General features: G+C 69.8%; 12 protein-coding genes. 2 read left to right on the forward strand and 10 right to left on the reverse strand.

What is annotated here, in order from left to right:
- Positions 1 to 358: 358 nt before the first annotated feature.
- From LV78_RS39435 to LV78_RS39445, 3 genes are all read right to left on the reverse strand, one after another.
- A complete protein-coding gene (locus LV78_RS39435) occupies positions 359 to 694 on the reverse strand; it encodes a hypothetical protein (protein WP_253851334.1) in 336 nt (111 codons plus the stop codon).
- Positions 672 to 935 carry an HC3 family zinc finger protein gene (locus LV78_RS39440; RefSeq protein WP_253851368.1) on the reverse strand — a complete coding sequence of 88 codons (264 nt, stop codon included), beginning with the start codon at positions 933 to 935 and terminating at the stop codon, positions 672 to 674. Before LV78_RS39440 ends, LV78_RS39435 begins: the two co-directional genes overlap by 23 nt.
- Positions 936 to 1,008: 73 nt before the next feature.
- Complete coding sequence (locus LV78_RS39445; RefSeq protein WP_308208812.1) at positions 1,009 to 1,263, reverse strand: transcriptional regulator; 255 nt, start codon at positions 1,261 to 1,263, stop codon at positions 1,009 to 1,011.
- A gap of 258 nt (positions 1,264 to 1,521) precedes the next feature.
- Between LV78_RS39445 and LV78_RS39450 the strand changes: the two genes are divergently transcribed.
- On the forward strand, positions 1,522 to 2,736 hold the full coding sequence (locus tag LV78_RS39450) for a helix-turn-helix domain-containing protein (protein WP_253851335.1): 1,215 nt from the start codon (positions 1,522 to 1,524) through the stop codon (positions 2,734 to 2,736).
- 951 nt (positions 2,737 to 3,687) lie between these two features.
- Here LV78_RS39450 and LV78_RS39455 read toward each other — a convergent pair.
- The 6 genes from LV78_RS39455 to LV78_RS39480 all read right to left on the reverse strand — a co-directional run bounded on the left by LV78_RS39455 (position 3,688) and on the right by LV78_RS39480 (position 13,565).
- Positions 3,688 to 4,518, reverse strand: coding sequence for a phage major capsid protein (locus LV78_RS39455; protein WP_253851336.1), 831 nt, complete (start codon positions 4,516 to 4,518; stop codon positions 3,688 to 3,690).
- Positions 4,519 to 4,944: 426 nt separating this feature from the next.
- Positions 4,945 to 5,241, reverse strand: coding sequence for a hypothetical protein (locus LV78_RS39460; protein ID WP_253851337.1), 297 nt, complete (start codon positions 5,239 to 5,241; stop codon positions 4,945 to 4,947).
- Positions 5,242 to 5,327: 86 nt separating this feature from the next.
- Positions 5,328 to 6,593, reverse strand: a complete 1,266-nt coding sequence (locus LV78_RS41930; protein ID WP_253851338.1) for a tyrosine-type recombinase/integrase — start codon at positions 6,591 to 6,593, stop codon at positions 5,328 to 5,330.
- Between the two features lie 266 nt (positions 6,594 to 6,859).
- A complete protein-coding gene (locus LV78_RS39470) occupies positions 6,860 to 10,918 on the reverse strand; it encodes a TIGR02680 family protein (RefSeq protein WP_253851339.1) in 4,059 nt (1,352 codons plus the stop codon).
- Positions 10,915 to 12,087 carry a TIGR02678 family protein gene (locus LV78_RS39475; protein ID WP_253851340.1) on the reverse strand — a complete coding sequence of 391 codons (1,173 nt, stop codon included), beginning with the start codon at positions 12,085 to 12,087 and terminating at the stop codon, positions 10,915 to 10,917. Before LV78_RS39475 ends, LV78_RS39470 begins: the two co-directional genes overlap by 4 nt.
- Positions 12,087 to 13,565, reverse strand: a complete 1,479-nt coding sequence (locus LV78_RS39480; RefSeq protein ID WP_253851341.1) for a DUF2397 domain-containing protein — start codon at positions 13,563 to 13,565, stop codon at positions 12,087 to 12,089. Before LV78_RS39480 ends, LV78_RS39475 begins: the two co-directional genes overlap by 1 nt.
- A gap of 257 nt (positions 13,566 to 13,822) precedes the next feature.
- Between LV78_RS39480 and LV78_RS39485 the strand changes: the two genes are divergently transcribed.
- Positions 13,823 to 14,770: a cobalamin biosynthesis protein gene (locus LV78_RS39485; protein ID WP_253851342.1), complete on the forward strand. Its 948-nt coding sequence runs from the start codon at positions 13,823 to 13,825 to the stop codon at positions 14,768 to 14,770.
- Between the two features lie 66 nt (positions 14,771 to 14,836).
- Here the strand turns inward: LV78_RS39485 and LV78_RS39490 are convergent, their stop codons facing one another.
- Entirely contained in the window at positions 14,837 to 15,688 is an 852-nt protein-coding gene (locus tag LV78_RS39490; RefSeq protein WP_253851343.1) for an SURF1 family cytochrome oxidase biogenesis protein, read from the reverse strand.
- Positions 15,689 to 15,765: the final 77 nt, after the last annotated feature.

Here is a 15,765-nt window from a genome sequence, read left to right on the forward strand (position 1 = left end):
GTCAAACGGCGTCTTGACGCCTGTGCTTGCCTGAAAGGAGGCCATACGGAGACGGTCCCCTCTGACCTGCATCGCTGCTGTTCAGAGCGGTCCAAAGTGGCCAGAGAAGGCCCCTTGCTGACGGAGTCAGCCAGTCGGTGATCCCACGGGGAACACGTTCCTGTCGTTCCTGGCCCCGCTCGGCCGGTGAGGGCTAAGCGGCGAGGTCAAAGTAGCAGCACCAGCAGCCAGCCGGGGCGCGTAGACGTTGAGAGGCCACCCCCGTACTCGAAGGGGGCGGCCTCTCAACGTCTCGACAGAATTCAGTTGCTCGTACACTGGCGAGGTCATCAAACGCGCCTAAGTGCCGAACCAATTTTCAGTCGAGCCATACCAGATGCGTCTTGAGATTTTCGTCAGACACGAATCCGGCATAGAGATTTGCTGCATCTCCCGGCGTCGCGGAACAACTGTGAAAGTTGTCGTTTATACCGATCGTCTCGGATCGGTTGTCGAATGCGAGACCGTAGGCCACCACAGCGAGGTCGTTTCCATCGTCGATCTCGTAAGCGATCGCGTACATTGCCGGAGCATCTTTCAATGCCTTTTTCTTTAAGACTTTCAGGAAATCTTCTGACGTGGACTTCTCCGGAAGGTTGTCATTGATGCTCGTTGCGATAGTTTCCAGACTCTCATTTTTGGCCAAGTTCTCCACGCCTTCCCTGGTTTATCTTAATTCGCAAGGGAGGAAACTGTGAGATCCCTTCCCTGTTCCGCCACTCGGTGTCGCAATCCGTACAGGTTGACCAGCACCGTGCAAGCCCTGGAAGTTTGTCCCGCGACGCCGGAACATCAACCCCGCACAAAGTTTTAGTTTCTTCGGCCTCCCCGCTTTCGACGGGGACTGCATGTCGCTTTCCGGAGTATGGGAACCACTTGAAAAGGCGAGCATTCATGTCAAATCTCACCGATCAACTTTGCCCAAATGTTTAACCGACTGCTTGCCCCGACCCCTCGCGGAGCAATCGGTCAGACATCACCTTTAAGTACTTCAAAAAGATCCTTGAACTCCATGGGAGCTAGCGCAGCCAGAGCTCCGCCTATGAATGCTGGACCGGGTTGCAAAACTCCCGCCAAAGCTCTGGTTATAGTTGACCTGTTCACATCCATGGCTTTCGCCAAAGCGTAGTCGGAATTTAAGCCGGCCAGTCTGGCCGCTTTGGCGAATGCTTCATCCTTTAGCTTGATTGTGTAGGGCATCTTGGGTTTCAGCTTGACCAGCACCGCCTTGCGGCTCGGCCCAGCTGCTTCGGCCCCCTAACTGTGTCGATCACTCTCGCGGGTGAGTGAGGTTGCACACGCAGCCTTCAACTGCTGCGTCCGACCAGGAAGGTAAGCCCAAGCGGTGCGACTGACCCCAACTTTTTGTTTGGGGTCTACTTGCCCAACCGGCATAGCCCCAACGGGTGGTACGGCATGGGACCGTTGGGGGCAGCGGATGCCAGGTATCCTGGACTTATGTGGCTAGACACTGAGGCGACAGTGGGTGAACGCATCCTCCACTACCGCCTGCGGCAAGGGATGACTCAGGAGGTTCTGTGCGGCCTGGCGGGCGGACGCACGACCGAGTGGCTCAGACAGATCGAAAACGGGAAAAGGCAGGTGGATAAGTTATCTACCATTGTCGCTATAGCTGAGGCGCTACGAATCAAGCCAGCCCTCCTTTTGCCTGGGCCGTTTAGGGCTACGACAAACCGTGGCGATACGCTCGGCACGGCACCTAATACTGTTCCTGAAATTGAATCGGCAATGCTGCGATACAACGGAATGTCTAGCCTTTTTAACATTCCAGACCGGGTGACCGTATCTCCGGAGCACTTGAAAATCCGTATCGAAAAAGCTTTTTTCTGTTCCCAGACTGAGCGCTGGTCTGAAATGGCCCCGCTTGTCCCCGACATGATTGCCGACGCCTGGCATTTGATGAACTCGGCTAAAAGTGAAGCCGAAAAGCGGGACGCGGGGAAGCTGCAAGCTTTGGTTTATCGAGTGACTAGCGGAATGCTAGACCGTCTAGGTGAGCAACACCTCCCGTGGATTGCAGCAGAAAGGTCCATTCAGGCCGCCGAGCAAAGTGAAGATCCCTTGTTGATTGCAGGGGGTGCATGGCGGCTTGCGGTTGTCTTGCGTCATGCCGGACGCCTTACGGAATCTGTCGACGCTCCCGTCTTTGCTGCTGATGCACTGCGCCCTCACCTGGATACGCCCGAGGCTTATAGCATGTACGGATCATTGATGCTAAAAGGTGCTGTCGGCGCAGCCACCCTAAACGACCACAGGGCAGCTAGGGATTACTTTAAAGAAGCTTCCCGGGCCGCCGAAAAAGTGGGTGACCGTAATGACTTCTGGCTAGCTTTTGGTCCCACGAACATAGCTATTCATCAGGTCTGGCTTTCTTTGGAATTGGGGGACCCTGGTCGAGCTGTTGCCGAATCCGAAGGCGTTCCACACGAAAACTTGCCCATCGAACTTGCCGAACGCAAGGTCTCACACCTGATCACTGTCGCTTGGGCGAACTTCCTACGTGGAAAAGACCGCGAGTCGGTGGATGCTCTCATTTTGGCGCGGATGGCAGCGCCGGAGCAGTTGCTTTTCACCGGACGCGTCCATTCCATGATTAGGGGAATGCTCAAGCGGGAACGACGTTCGGTCAAATCTGACTTGCGAAAGCTTGCGGCATTTGTAGGTGTAGCGGACTGATGTTTGAGCTTGTTCGCGTGCCACTGCTCCGTCTTCTCGATATGAACAAGTGAGCAAGTGAGCAAGCAGCACTCCGGTAAAAAGTAGGGCTCCGGCCAACGGCGCATACCTGACCGCTGTCGACGTCCTATGATCATCTTGACTCTGGCGCGCTGTTGCCGGTCGGCGCGCCCCACCGCTCACTCCCGGTTCGGAGAGGGCGCTTCTGTCCTGTCTGTATGCGTTCTGACTTCTCGTCATCGCACCGAGTTCCGGCTTTGCCCGGTTTGGCCGTGTGTGGCCGTTGTCGCGGCCATCTTGTGCGGATTCTCTCGGATATCGCCGATCTGTGGCCTACCGTCGCGGGTCGAGTCGGACCGTCACGGGGACAGCGGTCTGACGGGTGTCGCACGCTTGGATTCGGTCCCTCATCACCGGCCAACGATTTCGTGCTGTCGTTGCTCGACTGGCGTACGTCCCTGCCGGTTGACGGCACGGGCCCGGTCTCGATCCCGGCCGTGGTCGTCGGTTGGGCTGGCCAGCTCCGGGCCGAGCTGGGCTTGCCCGGTGCCGGGCCCGCATGGCCGTGGCGTCCGCCGTGGCGTTCCTGAGGGCCCACGTGGACGTCGTGGCCGGGGCCGGGTGGGTCGGTGACGCGGCGGAGGAGCTGACGGCCGTCGCACGGGCCTGTCGGGCCGTGGCGGGGGTCAGGGCCCCGGTGGACGTGCGCGCGTGTCCTGGGGGCGCTGAGGGCCCCTGTACGGGCGTGCTCCGCCTGGACGGCCCGGACACTTTGGCGTGCCCGGTGTGCGCGCGTTCCTGGCCCCGTACGGCGTGGACCGAGCTGGCCGACGACGACGTGTTGCTGTCCACATCGTTTCGCGAAGACCTAAACCCTGGCGTGGAGTCGGGTGCTATGACGATCCGATATGGAAGAACCCTGGGGAGGGGGTACCTCCCCAGGGTGGTGGACTACCTGGTCTTGACGGTGGCAGTCGGCGTGGTGGTGAGCGTGACCAGGCGCATGGACTTCAGGGCGGCCGGGGCGGCGATGGCTGCGCGCATGGTCACGCGAATGCCGATCGCGCCCTGCTCGGCATAGCGTTCACGGAGGAAGCGCATTTCCGATTCCCGCTGGATGTAGTAGACGCGGGTGTGGTCGTAGACCAGAGCCTGTCCGGTGGGTATGGACGGGACCATGACGGGGGTCAGTCCGAACTGTCCGGCCACGCCGTCGGGTCCCCAGATGGGGCGGCCGTCGGGGCTGACGCGGGCGTTCTCGGTGGCATGGTCGGCAGGGTTGAACGCGATCCGCGTAGCCGTGGCTCCCTGTGCGCCGAGCTGGCCCACGGCCGTGCCGATACCCGCGATCCACGACGCGCCGGGGACGGTGGTGGCCGCGCCGAGCACTCCGCGCGGGGTGGTGCCCTGACCATCGCCGTTGAGCAGGTCAGTGTCCAACTTGGACATTGCCGTGTCCTGCAACATGTTCGAAAGCTGTTCCACGATAGGGAAGGCAGTGTCCGAAACGGACTCTTCGCTGAGCAGGACGATGGTCCCGAGCTTGGCGGCGGCCACGGTGTAGGCGTCGTCGTTGAGGGTGGCCATCGGGTAGGGCTGCATCTCGTTGAGCCATTCCGCGCCCGTGGGGGAGGCCAAGGGGAAGACGACCTTGCCGGTGGACGTGGGTACCGGGGTGAGGGACTGCGTGAACGGGGCCCCTGCCAACGCCTGGTTGATGATGCGTTCGACCAGGTAGGGCGGGGCAAGTTCACCGCGGAACGAGTTGGCCGTGATCGGCATTTAGAGTTCTCGCTATTCAGTTGATATTAAGTTGTCAAGTCCGGAACCGGCCAAGTTGCACTAATGAACCCACATTTGGGTAGCCGGGACCCTTCCGATCACTAGGTCCGTGATGGTCGGATAACGGCACCCTAGGCGGGAGTTGGGAATGTGGTCCAGAGACCCGTGAAAAATTGGCCGTTGCTGGCCGTTGAACATGAAGTGCTGAAGTCTGCCAGGTTTACCGGCTTTACCCACATCCAAGGGTGAGCAAGTTGGAAAAGTCGCTGACCTGCAAAACTTCGCGACTTGCTCACTTGCTCACTTGCTCAAGCCCTGTGAGAGGTGGGCAAGTCGGCCGCCAAGGGCTGAGCGGGCCTGAGACGATGAAAGCGGCCGGGGAGGCCACTACCCTCCCCGGCCGCCTGGTGTGGCTGTGCGGGCCGCCTAGGCGGTCCAGATCACCTCATCGGGTAGACCGTCCTCGGCCAGCGTCACCCGGACCGACCAGAGCCGATCGCAACCGGCCGGGTCGTCCACGCCGATGGCCCGGACCCCGTAGGACCGACCGCACCGGAGGTAGAGCGGCCAACCGCTCAGGTACGAGTCCACCAGCGACCAGACCGGCCGGTGGGTCTCCACCGCGCAACACGGGGTCGTGAGCGCGAGGAACCCCACGCCGTCGTGGTCGAGGAACTTGCGGGCACGGGTGGTGACGGTGTCCCCGCTCGTGAATTCGATCATCGGGGCACGTCTCCAATCGCGGGCAAAGCGGAAGGGGGAGCGGGCCCGGCCGGGGAAAGACCCGGCCGGACTCTGGAAAAAGGGGGTCAGGCCGCCTGAGCGGCCTTGCCCCTGCCCTTCGCCTTGCTGCGCTTGGAGGACGTGCCGGTGGCAGCGCCGGTGATCGGGACGACCACGCCCGCCACGCGCTCGGACAGGTTCGCCCGGCGGGTGGCCATCACGGCGCGAATCGCGTCGTCGGCCTCCGGCATCACGTGGCCGTAGGTGTTGGCCGTGATGGTGATCGACTCGTGGCCGAGACGACGCGAGACGACCAGCAGCGGGATTCCGTCCGCGAGAAGCCACGAACCGTGGGTGTGGCGCAGGTCGTGAATGCGCGGGGTGCGCACCATTCCCGCGCTCTTGGCGGCGGCACGGGCCTTGCGGAACGCGTACCCGACCGCCTGGTGGGACCACCACTTCCCGGTGCCGGGGCAGGTGAACAACGGCGCGTTGTGCGGCCGTCCGTGGATCAGCCGGACAAGCAACTCCGCCGTGTCGGGATCGACCGCGATCCGCCGGTGACTCGCCCGAGTCTTGAGCGGGACGCGCGCCCCAATCGCCTGTCCCTTCCGCTGGCGCTCCAACTGCAATTCCACCGCGATCGTGACGCGACCGAGGTCATCCACGTCCACGTCCGCGACCGTCAGCCCCAGAGCCTCCGAAATGCGCAACCCGGTCGCCAACAACACCTCAACCAGGACACCCAACCGCGCCCCCGTACGGGGCAGGGCGTAGCACGCGGCGACCAACAGCGCGGCGTCCTTGGAGGTGAGGAAATTACCGGTGCGCGGACGCTTGTCCGGCCGCTGCACCCCGAGCATCGGATTGGGGTAGTCGTGCCTGGCGGCAGAGTCCTTGAAAAGCCCGCCCAAGAGGTCCGCCAGCAAATGAGCCGATTCACCGGCCCTGGTGAGCCCGTCAAGAACGTTCTGGATGTCCTCGGTCGTGATCGACTCGACCGAGCGGTGGAACAGAGGTGCGGCACGCCGAAGGGTGCGGCGGTACAGATCCCGGCTGGTGGCGCTGGCGCGCCGCCGGCTGGTGATGTACCGCTCCACCTCCTCGTCGAAAGTCGCGCCGGAGTAGTTGTTGGGCCGCTGGCCCGTCACCAGCTCGAACGTGATGACACGGGGGTCGGTGTCGTAGACGCGGTGCCCCAGCGCCTCAACCGCGCCCTTCATGCTCTTGGCGTCGGCGCGGTCGTCGTACGTCCGGCTCTGCGGTGCGCCGTCCCGCCCGCCGCCGAAACGCCACTTCAGGCGGTACGCAACGCTTCCGTCCTTGCGGGCGCGCTGTTCGATCGTGGCCACGTCTGGGCTCCCTGTGAGGTGTGGTGCTCCCCTGGGGAACCCGACGTGTTGACCACCTCACCAAAGTACCTGCTCAGAGCCACTGTCTTCCGTATGGAGGCCAAACGGAGACGAGGGACCCCGCCCACCGCAGTAGTTCGCCGTAAACGCGACCACCAGCCCAAGCCGCAGCCAACCGCAGCCGTGTCCCCCTCGTTTTTGGAGGCCTGCCCCGCCGGCGAGGCGAGCTCTTCAGCTCGTGACCCCACCCCCGAACCCACCCACCCCTACGGATCAACCCGGTCCAACCCGGCCCCATCCCAAGTCGTCTGCGTGCAAGCCACCCCACGCCCGTTCTTCGGCCGCAGCACGTCATAGATATGCATCCGGGGAATCCGATCCGACACCCCCCACCCGGACGGCCAGGTGATCACCCAGTCCATGTCCAGGTCCACCAGCAACCCCAGCATCCGAGCGATCGTCGGATCGTCCAACCGCTCGAACGCCTCGTCCAACAACACCAACCGCAACGGCGAGAACTCCCCGCTCACCGCGTCGTAGAACGCCGCCCCCGCCGCGAACAGCGTCACGTACGAGATCAACCGCGTCTCCCCGGACGACAACTGCCGCAACCGCCGCTCCCGAGGCCCGCCATCCGGCCCGGTGTCCGCCACGGTCACCGTGAACTGGTGCCAGGTCCGGTAGTCCAGCGCCCGCGACAGCACCTCGGCGTAACTACCGCTCTGCGAGTCCCGCTCCTGCTCGATCCGCTCGGTGAACACCCGCCGCAGCGTCGCGTCCTGCTCCGGATCACGCCCCGCGTACGGCAACCGCACCAGCGCCAACGCGTCCCGAGTCCCCTCGTCCAACGCCCCCGAGGGCTTCCACGCCAACTTCACGTGCACCCCCTGGCTGGACCGGGCCTTCCCCAGCACCTCGTTCATCCGCTTGCACAGGTCCTCGGCGACCGCGATCTGCCCCCGCAACCACTCCGCGAGGTCCCGGATCAGATAATCCGCGAAGATCGTCTGGTACCGCTCGTCCAGGAACCCGCGCTGCTCGGCCAGCTTCACCGCGACCTGCCGAGCCGCCAGCGCCACCGGCCGAGCGCCCTCCTCCCCGGTCACCGTCACCGTCAACAACCCGGCGTGCTGCTCGGCGGCGATGTCGTGGCTCCCGGCCAACGACGTCTGCAACGCCTGCAACTTCGTGATCACCGTGGCCTCACCCGCACCCCGCCGGTCGATCCCGGCCAGCGCCTCCCGGATCTCACCGGCCCCCCACTCGGCCGAGGCCTCGGGCAGCGCGGCCACCAGCACACCCGGCGCGCGCACGGCCGCCAGGAACTGCCCCTCGGCCCGCTCCGCGCCTTCCCGCGCCCCCGCCAACTGCTCGCCCGACGCCTCCAGCTGAGCCTCCAGCTTCGCCGCCTTCTCCCGAGCCTCCGCGACCTGCTCCCGCATCTCCCGCAGGTCCTCGCGGGTGGTCCGCCGCCCGGCCTCCAGCGCGGCCAACTGGTCGGCGACCTCCCGCGCCTCACCCCCGACCGCGTCCGCCAGCTCGCTCAACGTCGCAGCCTGCGCCGCGTGGTCCGAGCACCGCTCCTCCGCGTCCTGCTCGGCCGCCACCCGATCCTGCTCGGCCACCCGGTACCGGTGCGCCGCGTCCGCCAGATCGGCCAACGTCCCCCCGCACTGCCGCCGCAGCACGTCCCCCAACCGATCAGCCGTCCGCTGCGCGTCCGACGCCGCCTGCTGCGCCTGCCGCAACGCCTCCGTCTCGGCCACCAGCCCGGCCGTCGCAGCCTCCTGCACCACCTCGGCCCGCGCCGCCGCGTCCCGCGCCCGCGCCCGGCCCAGCTCCTCCTCCAGCTCGCCGACCCGGCGCCCGGCCCGCTCCGCCCCCTCCTGCGCGGCCTGCAACCGCCCGTGCTTGGCCACCAGATCCCGGTCGGCCGGGAACCGCTCCAGGTGCGACTCCCACCGCCGCACCTGCTCGCGCGCCGCCACCGCCTCGACCTCGGCGGCGCCCAGCTCCTCGCGCAGGCCCGCCAGCCGCTCCTCCAACTCCCCGATCCGCCGCCGCCGCGCGCCCTCCCGCGCGCCCGCGCCGATGAACTCGGCAGCGGCCTTGCCCCACCGCCCCACCAGCACCCCGGCGCGCCACCCGCCACCGACGTCCGCCGAGACCGCCGCGCCCGCCCCGGAACCCGGCGAGGCCAACGACACCGAGGCCAACAACGCCCCCACGACCTCCGCCGACACCGGCGACCCCGGCTCGACGGCGGGCTCCAGCACGTCGGCCAGCGACGCCCCGACCACCGCCTCGCCCGGCACCGCGAACACCTCGTCGCGCGCCCCGCCCACCACCGCGAGCGCGGGGTCCCCCGGTACCCAGGCGTCCAACAACCCGGAAGCCTCCAGCGAGGCCTCCAGCCCGGCCCGCTCCGCCTCGCCAACCTCCTCCCGGAAGTCCACCAGCCGGTAGAACGGCGCCCCGGCCGAGGAGTCCCGCTCCCCACCCGTGAACCGACCAGCGTCGGGCGCCCGCTCCGACCCGCCCCGCAACCCGGCCAGCTCCGCGTCCCGCTCGTCGATCGCGACCCGCAACCCGGCCACCCGGTCCGCCGCGCCGCGCTCGGCCTCCCGAGCCGCCGACACCGCAGGCCGCGCCCCCTCACGGGCCTTGCCCGCCAACCCGCGAGCCCGAGCCGGGTCCACCGCCTCCGGCAACCGCAGCGCGATCCCGGCGAACGGCTCCACGTCCCGCCACGCGGCCACCGCCGCCAACCACTCCCGCCCGACCTCGGCCAGCTCCCCGGCCTCCCGGTCCCGCCGCGCCACCGCCTCCGACGCGGCCCGCTCGGCGTCCCCGACCGCCCCCTCCAACGACCCCAGCGCCCGAGCCGCCGAGTCCAGCTCCACCGACCGCTGGTGCAGCGCCAGCACCAGCGCCCCCCGCCGCCCGGCCTCGGCCGCGACTTCGGCCACCCGGTCCGCCACCGCCTCCACCGCCTCCAGCGGCACCACCGGCGCCGCAGGCGGCACCCGCCGCTCGATCACCCGAGGCTCGGCCTCCGGATCGGGCTCGGCCCGCACCGACTCGGCCCGCACCACCACGGCTTCCGCCGACACCACCGAGGGCACGGCGGGCAGCTCCAGCTCCAACCCGGCCGCCAGCAACCGCCCCCGCAACGGCTCCGCCAGCTCCCGAGCCGTCCCCAGGTCCTCGGCGAGCCGCCGCAGCAGCCGCAGCACCCCGTCGACCGCGCCGTCCTCCTGCGCCCGCTGCTTGGCCGCGACCTCCAGCGCGACCCGAGCCGACGACCGCTTCTCCTCCACCAGCCGCTCGCGCGTCCGCAGGTCCTCCAACCCCCGGAACGCGGGCAGCTCCTTGAGCGCCCCGATCTTCTCCTCGGCCCGCAGCTCCCCGGCCTCCAGCGCGGTCTGCGACCGCTCGGCGTCGGCGCGCTCCGCTCGGGTCCGCTCCAGCGCCGCCGTCAGCCGCGCGCCCTCCCGCTCCAGCTTGCGCACCCCGTCCTCGGCCGCGCCGAGCCGCTCGGCCGACGACCGCAGCCCGCCCAGCGCGTAGTCCGAGTACGTCTTGAGGAACGTGCCCAGCGCCGAGTCCGCCGCCGACAGCCGGGTGATGTTCTCCCGGATCGACTCCAGGTCGTCGAACGAGGTCGCCAGCTGCTCCACCATCGCCTGGTCCAGCGGCGGCAGCGCGTCCGACAGGATCTGCTCCAGCTGCCCCTCCAGCACCTTCAACCCCACGTCGGGGTTGCGCAGCGTCCGCTGCAGGTGCAGCAGGTCCCCGTACCGGGCGGCCGGGACGCCGTAGACCTCCTCGGCGACCCGAGCCCGGAACGCGGCCTCCTCCAGCACGCAGTCCGCGCCGATGGCCTCCCGCAGGTGCGCGGGCCCCAGCGGGGTGCGCTCGGCCCCCACCAGCTGGAGCTGCCTGCCCACCCGCAGCGGCGTGATGAACCGCCACGAGTCGGTGATCGCCTGCGAGGTCTTCGAGGCCTTCACGCCCAACCCGCAGGTCAGGTACTCGTCCTCACCGCGCCGCAGCTCGATCCACGCGTACCCGATCCGGTTCGGACCGCCGTCGTAGTCGTCGAGCATGAGCCGCCGCAGGCTGACCGTGTCGAACCCCTTCGACCCGACCTGCCGCAGGTCCCCGTCCAGGCACAGCGGCAGCAGCAGCTCCAGCGTCCGGGACTTGCCCGACCCGTTGGTGCCCTGGAAGATCGCCCGACCGCCGGAGAAGTCGAACACCTGCTCCGCGTACTGCCAGATGTTGACGATCCCGCCGCGGTGCAGCCGCCACCTGTCGCTCACGCGCTCTCCTCATCGAACAACGACCAGCTCTGCGGTTCCGGCGCGACCGCCACGACCTCGACCTCGCGCTCGGGCGCCCCGTCCGGGGCCGGGACCCACCGGTGCGCGACCGGCGCCAGCGACCAGCCGCGCCCCTCCGCGTCCGGCGCGGCCAACCCGGTGCGCCGCAACAGCTCCAACACCTCGGCGGTCAGCCCGCCCAGGTCCTCCACGTACTGCTTCGACCACGCCGCCGGGTAGTCCGCCACCAGCTCCGCGCACACCTCGCGCACCCGCGCCGGGTCGACCGGGTGCCGCCCACCGGCCCCCGGCGGGGCCTCCAGCAGCTCCGGCAGCGCCAGCAGCGCGATCCGCGCCACCGTCGACGTGCCGGGGAAGTAGAGGTCGGTCAGGTACTCCTCGGGGTCGGCCGCGAGCACGCCCTCGGCGCGGCACTCGGTGCGCAGCCCGAACGCGGTCTCCAGCAGCGCCGACTCCTTGCGCTGGTTGCGCCGCAACCAGTCCGCCTGCTCCTGCGGCAGGTCCGCGTACAGCACCACCGGGTTCTCCACCAGCCTGCGCCGCACCGCGTGCTCCACGCCCCTGGGCCCCGGCCGCGCCGCCAGCTCCACCAGCCGCCGCGCGCTGTCCGCCTCGCCGACCGGGCCGGTCAGCAGCTGCCCCAGCAGGTCGGTGTCCACCGTGATCAGCGCCTCGGCCTGCGCGTCCACCGAGCCCTCGGTCTCGTGCAGCACGCCCAGCGCCACCAGGTGCCGCAGCGCCGAGGTCAGCGCCCGCCGGTCCACCACGTCGTCCACCACGGCGATCCCGGCCTCGGCCGCCGCCGCCCGCGCGTCGGCGACCAGCCGCGACAGCAGCACCTGGCGGCCCACGCCGGTCAGCACGGCCAGCACCAGCGCCAGGTACGCGTAGCCGCGCGGCGAGAGCGCCGCGCCCCGGCTGTCGTCGTGGCCGGGGCCGGACTTGTACAGCCGGGCGAACCGGCGTTCCACCACCAGCCGGTAGCCCAGCAGGCCCGCGAACAGGTCCTGCAGCGCGAACCGGTGCCGGTAGACGGCGCCCAGCAGCTCGCCGTCGGGGCCGTCGGCGCGCAGCAGCGGACGGCGCAGCAGGGTGCGCGCGCAGCGCACCACGATCGCGGAGTCGATCTCCGAGAGGTCGTCGAACATCAGTCCAGCACCAGGGTCGAGTCGTGCAGGGTCAGGGTTCCGGCCTTCGAGCGGATCACCGCGGAGCGCCCGGCCACGTGCTCCACGGTCACCCGCAGCCCGCGCACCGGGTCGGCCGCCGAACCGGGGTCGACGGTGCTGTCGCGCTGCGCCATCGCCAGGGTCAGCAGCTCGCACAGCACGCCCAGCGCCTCGCCGGACAGCTCGGCCTCGGCCAGCCGGGGCGCCGCCGCCGCCAGTTCCGCGACGGACGCGGCGCGCCGCTCGTCCGCGCTCCTGGCCTCGGCCAGCAGGGACTGCTCGGTCATCGGGTCGTCCAGGATGCGCGAGGTGCGCCCGCGCGCGCTGCGGTCCGACCGGCTGCGCACGCTCACCGGCACGTCCACCACCGGGCCCCGGTTCCACGGGGTCCGCTCGTTGTCGCTGTCGTGCTCGGGCGCGGGGGACAGGTGCCGCGCCCCGTAGAGGCCGAACGCCGCCGCGTACAGCTCGTGCGCCTGCTCGCGGGTGCCGCCGTCGAACCAGGCGGCCAGCTTCAGCAGCTCCGCCCGGCGGCCCGGCAGCAGCCCGCCGCCCGAGGTGGCCCGCTTCACGCTGGCCAGCAGCGAGCCGATCGCGCGGGCCGTCGCGTCGCGCAGCGCGGTGACCTGGCTCGGGCGGCCCGGCCGGTCGACGAACCAGTCGGTCAGCTCCCGCCAGTCCTCGGCGGACCGGCCGCGCGCCCGCTCCACCCGGTCGCCCAGGCCCGACGCGCCCAGCAGCCGCAGCAGCTCCGGCCGCGCGCCCGCCAGGCTCGCCAGCGCCGCCGCGATCGCCGGGGTGTGCCGCAGCACGTCCTCCACCACCCGCTGGATGTACTCCACGAGCAGGTCCCGGAAGCCGCTGATCTCGTCGGCGGCCAGGTGGTGCCGGGTGACGACCTGGCCGAGGTAGGCGTAGAAGTCGCGGACGGTCGCGGCCAGCTCGGCGTGCTGGAGGAACAGGGTGGTGACCTGCTCGGCGAGCGCCTCGCGCGGGCCGCGCCCGCCGGTGAGCAGCGCCTCGGACAGGGTGCGCCCGAGCTGGCCGAGGCCGCGCTCGACGGCGGGCAGCAGCTCGCGGGAGACCTCGCGGGCGCCCTCCGGCACCCGCAGCAGCTCGTCCACGTCCCGCTGCACGCGCACCGCGAGCTTGCTGACCTGGTAGCGGACGCTGCCGTGCTGGAACTCGGCGATGCTGGACGCCACCACCTCGCGGCGGCCCTGCACCAGGTTGCCCCACTCGACCAGCTGCTTGAGCCGGTTGATCACGTTCTCGATGCGCGACTCGCCGTGGTCCACCCGGCCCTCGCGCTCGGCGCCCGCCAGCGCGCCCGCGACCTCGCCCGCCGACAGGTCGGCGAGCAGCGTCGACGTGAACAGCCGCATGATCGCCAGGTAGGTGCGCTGGTGCTCGCGCGCGTCCAGGTAGGCGTAGAGCTTCAAGCGGGCTGGTTCCACGGGGTGCCACCCTAGGGCGTGGCGGGGGGTGCGCACGCACGGGCGGCGCGAGTCGGCTGCTCCGTTCGGCCCGCACCGGAGGTCTTGCACCGTCCGTGGTGGCTGTCGCCCGGAGGTGGGGCGCTGACCAGCACCGTCCGTGCTGATTCCCGCGTTGCGGGCCGTTTTCGCCCACCGTCCGTGTCGACGGCCTTTCCCCCTTCCGACACGCCCCGCCTGCCGGTGGGCACCGTCCGTGTCGGGGTTACGGTGCCGTGGTGAGCCTGGGACGTGCGGTCGGGTTGGCGCTGGGCGTGGCGGCGGACGCGGTGTTCGGCGACCCGAGGCGGGGGCACCCCGTCGCGGCGTTCGGCCGGGTCGCGGGAGCGCTGGAGCAGCGGCTGCACCGCGACGACAAGGGCGCGGGCGCCGCGCACGTGGCCGTGCTGGTCGGCGGGGTCGTGCTCGCGGGCGCGGCCGTCGAGCGGCTGGCCGGGCGGTCCGAGGCGCTGCGCGCGCTGACCACGGCCGCCGCGACCTGGGCGGTGCTCGGCGGCGCCTCGCTGGCCGACGAGGGCACCTCGATGGGCCGCGAGCTGGACGGCGGCGACCTGGCGGCGGCCCGCGACCGGCTGCCGAACCTGTGCGGGCGCGACCCGGAGCGGCTGGACACGATGGGCCTGGCGAAGGCGACCGTCGAGTCGGTGGCCGAGAACACCTCGGACGCGGTCGTCGCGCCGCTGGTGTGGGGCGCGGTCGCCGGGGTGCCCGGCCTGCTCGGCTACCGGGCGGTGAACACCCTGGACGCGATGATCGGCCACCGGTCGGCCCGCTACCGGAACTTCGGCTGGGCGGCGGCGCGGCTGGACGACGTGGCGAACCTGCTGCCGTCCAGGCTGGCGGCGCTGCTGACCGTCGCGGGCGCGCCCGTGGTGGGCGGCTCGGCGGGGGAGGCGTGGCAGGTGTGGCGGCGGGACGCGGCGGCGCACCCGAGCCCGAACGCCGGGCAGGTGGAGGCGGCGTTCGCCGGGGCGCTGGAGATCCAGCTCGGGGGGCGCACGGTGTACTCGTACGGCCCGGAGGACCGGCCGGTGCTGGGGCACGGGCGCAACCCGGACGCGGGGCACGTGACGCGGGCGGTGGAGCTGTCCAGGGTGGTCGGCGCGGGCGCGGCGGTTGTGTCCGCGCTGGTCGCGGTGCTCGTGCGGCGCAGGCGACGGGGCTGAGCCCTCGCCTCGACCTGCGGGGACCTTCCCGCAGGCCGTCCCCGCCCACCGCTCAGGGCCCACCGCTCAGGCGGGGCTGCTCTCGCGCTCTTCCCTGCTCTGGTTCGCCCGCTCGTCGACGTCGGCGTCCTCGGCCTCGTCCTCGGCCAGCATCTCGGCCACGGACTTGCGGCGCGGCTTCTTCTCGCGCTCCCTGGTCAGCGCGCCACCGGGCTTGGCCTCGCGCCATGTGAAGTACAGCCACCCGCCGATCGCCATGACCCCGAACGCCAGCCACTGCAGCGCGTACGAGTAGAACGGCCCGGCCTCCATGCGGGGCAGCGGCAGCGCCGACTCCAGCCCCGGCTGGTCGACGTCGAGCTGGAAGTAGCCGGGCCGGATGTCCAGCCCGACCATGCGCCCGACGGTCGCGGTGTTGATCGAGTAGACCTGACGCTCGCCGTCCTCCAGGAACCCGTCCCGCAGGTCCGGCTCCTCAGCGCGGGTCCACGCGGTGACGCTGACCTGCTCGGACGGCGGCGTGGTCAGGTCCGGCACGCCCATGCCGTCGGCGGGCCGCACGTACCCCCGGTCGACCAGCACGACGGGCCCGTCGGTGGTCCGGAAGGGCGTGAGCACCTCGTACGCGGCCTCGCCCTGCACGGTCCGCAGCCGGGCGACGGCCTCGGAGTCGGCAAGGAACCGGCCGGTCAGCACGACCCGGCGCCACTCGTGCTCGGCGTTGGGCTCGTCCAGCACCTCGGCGAACGGCACCGGATCGGTGGCCATCGCCTCGGACAGCGCGGTGTTCTGACCCACGCGCTGGTCGTCCCGCCCGAACTGCCAGGGCGCGAGCATCCAGATGCACACGCCGGCGAAAATCCACACGGCAACCGTCAACGCGAGCCAACCGGGCCGCAGCAGAAACCTCAACCGCACGGCACCCACGGTAATCCCTGCCGACGCGGACCTCGTGCCGGGGTGAACCGGACATACCGGACGCCGCGCTGGTGGGA

Source organism: Actinosynnema pretiosum (assembly GCF_024171695.1).
GTDB lineage: Bacteria > Actinomycetota > Actinomycetes > Mycobacteriales > Pseudonocardiaceae > Actinosynnema > Actinosynnema pretiosum.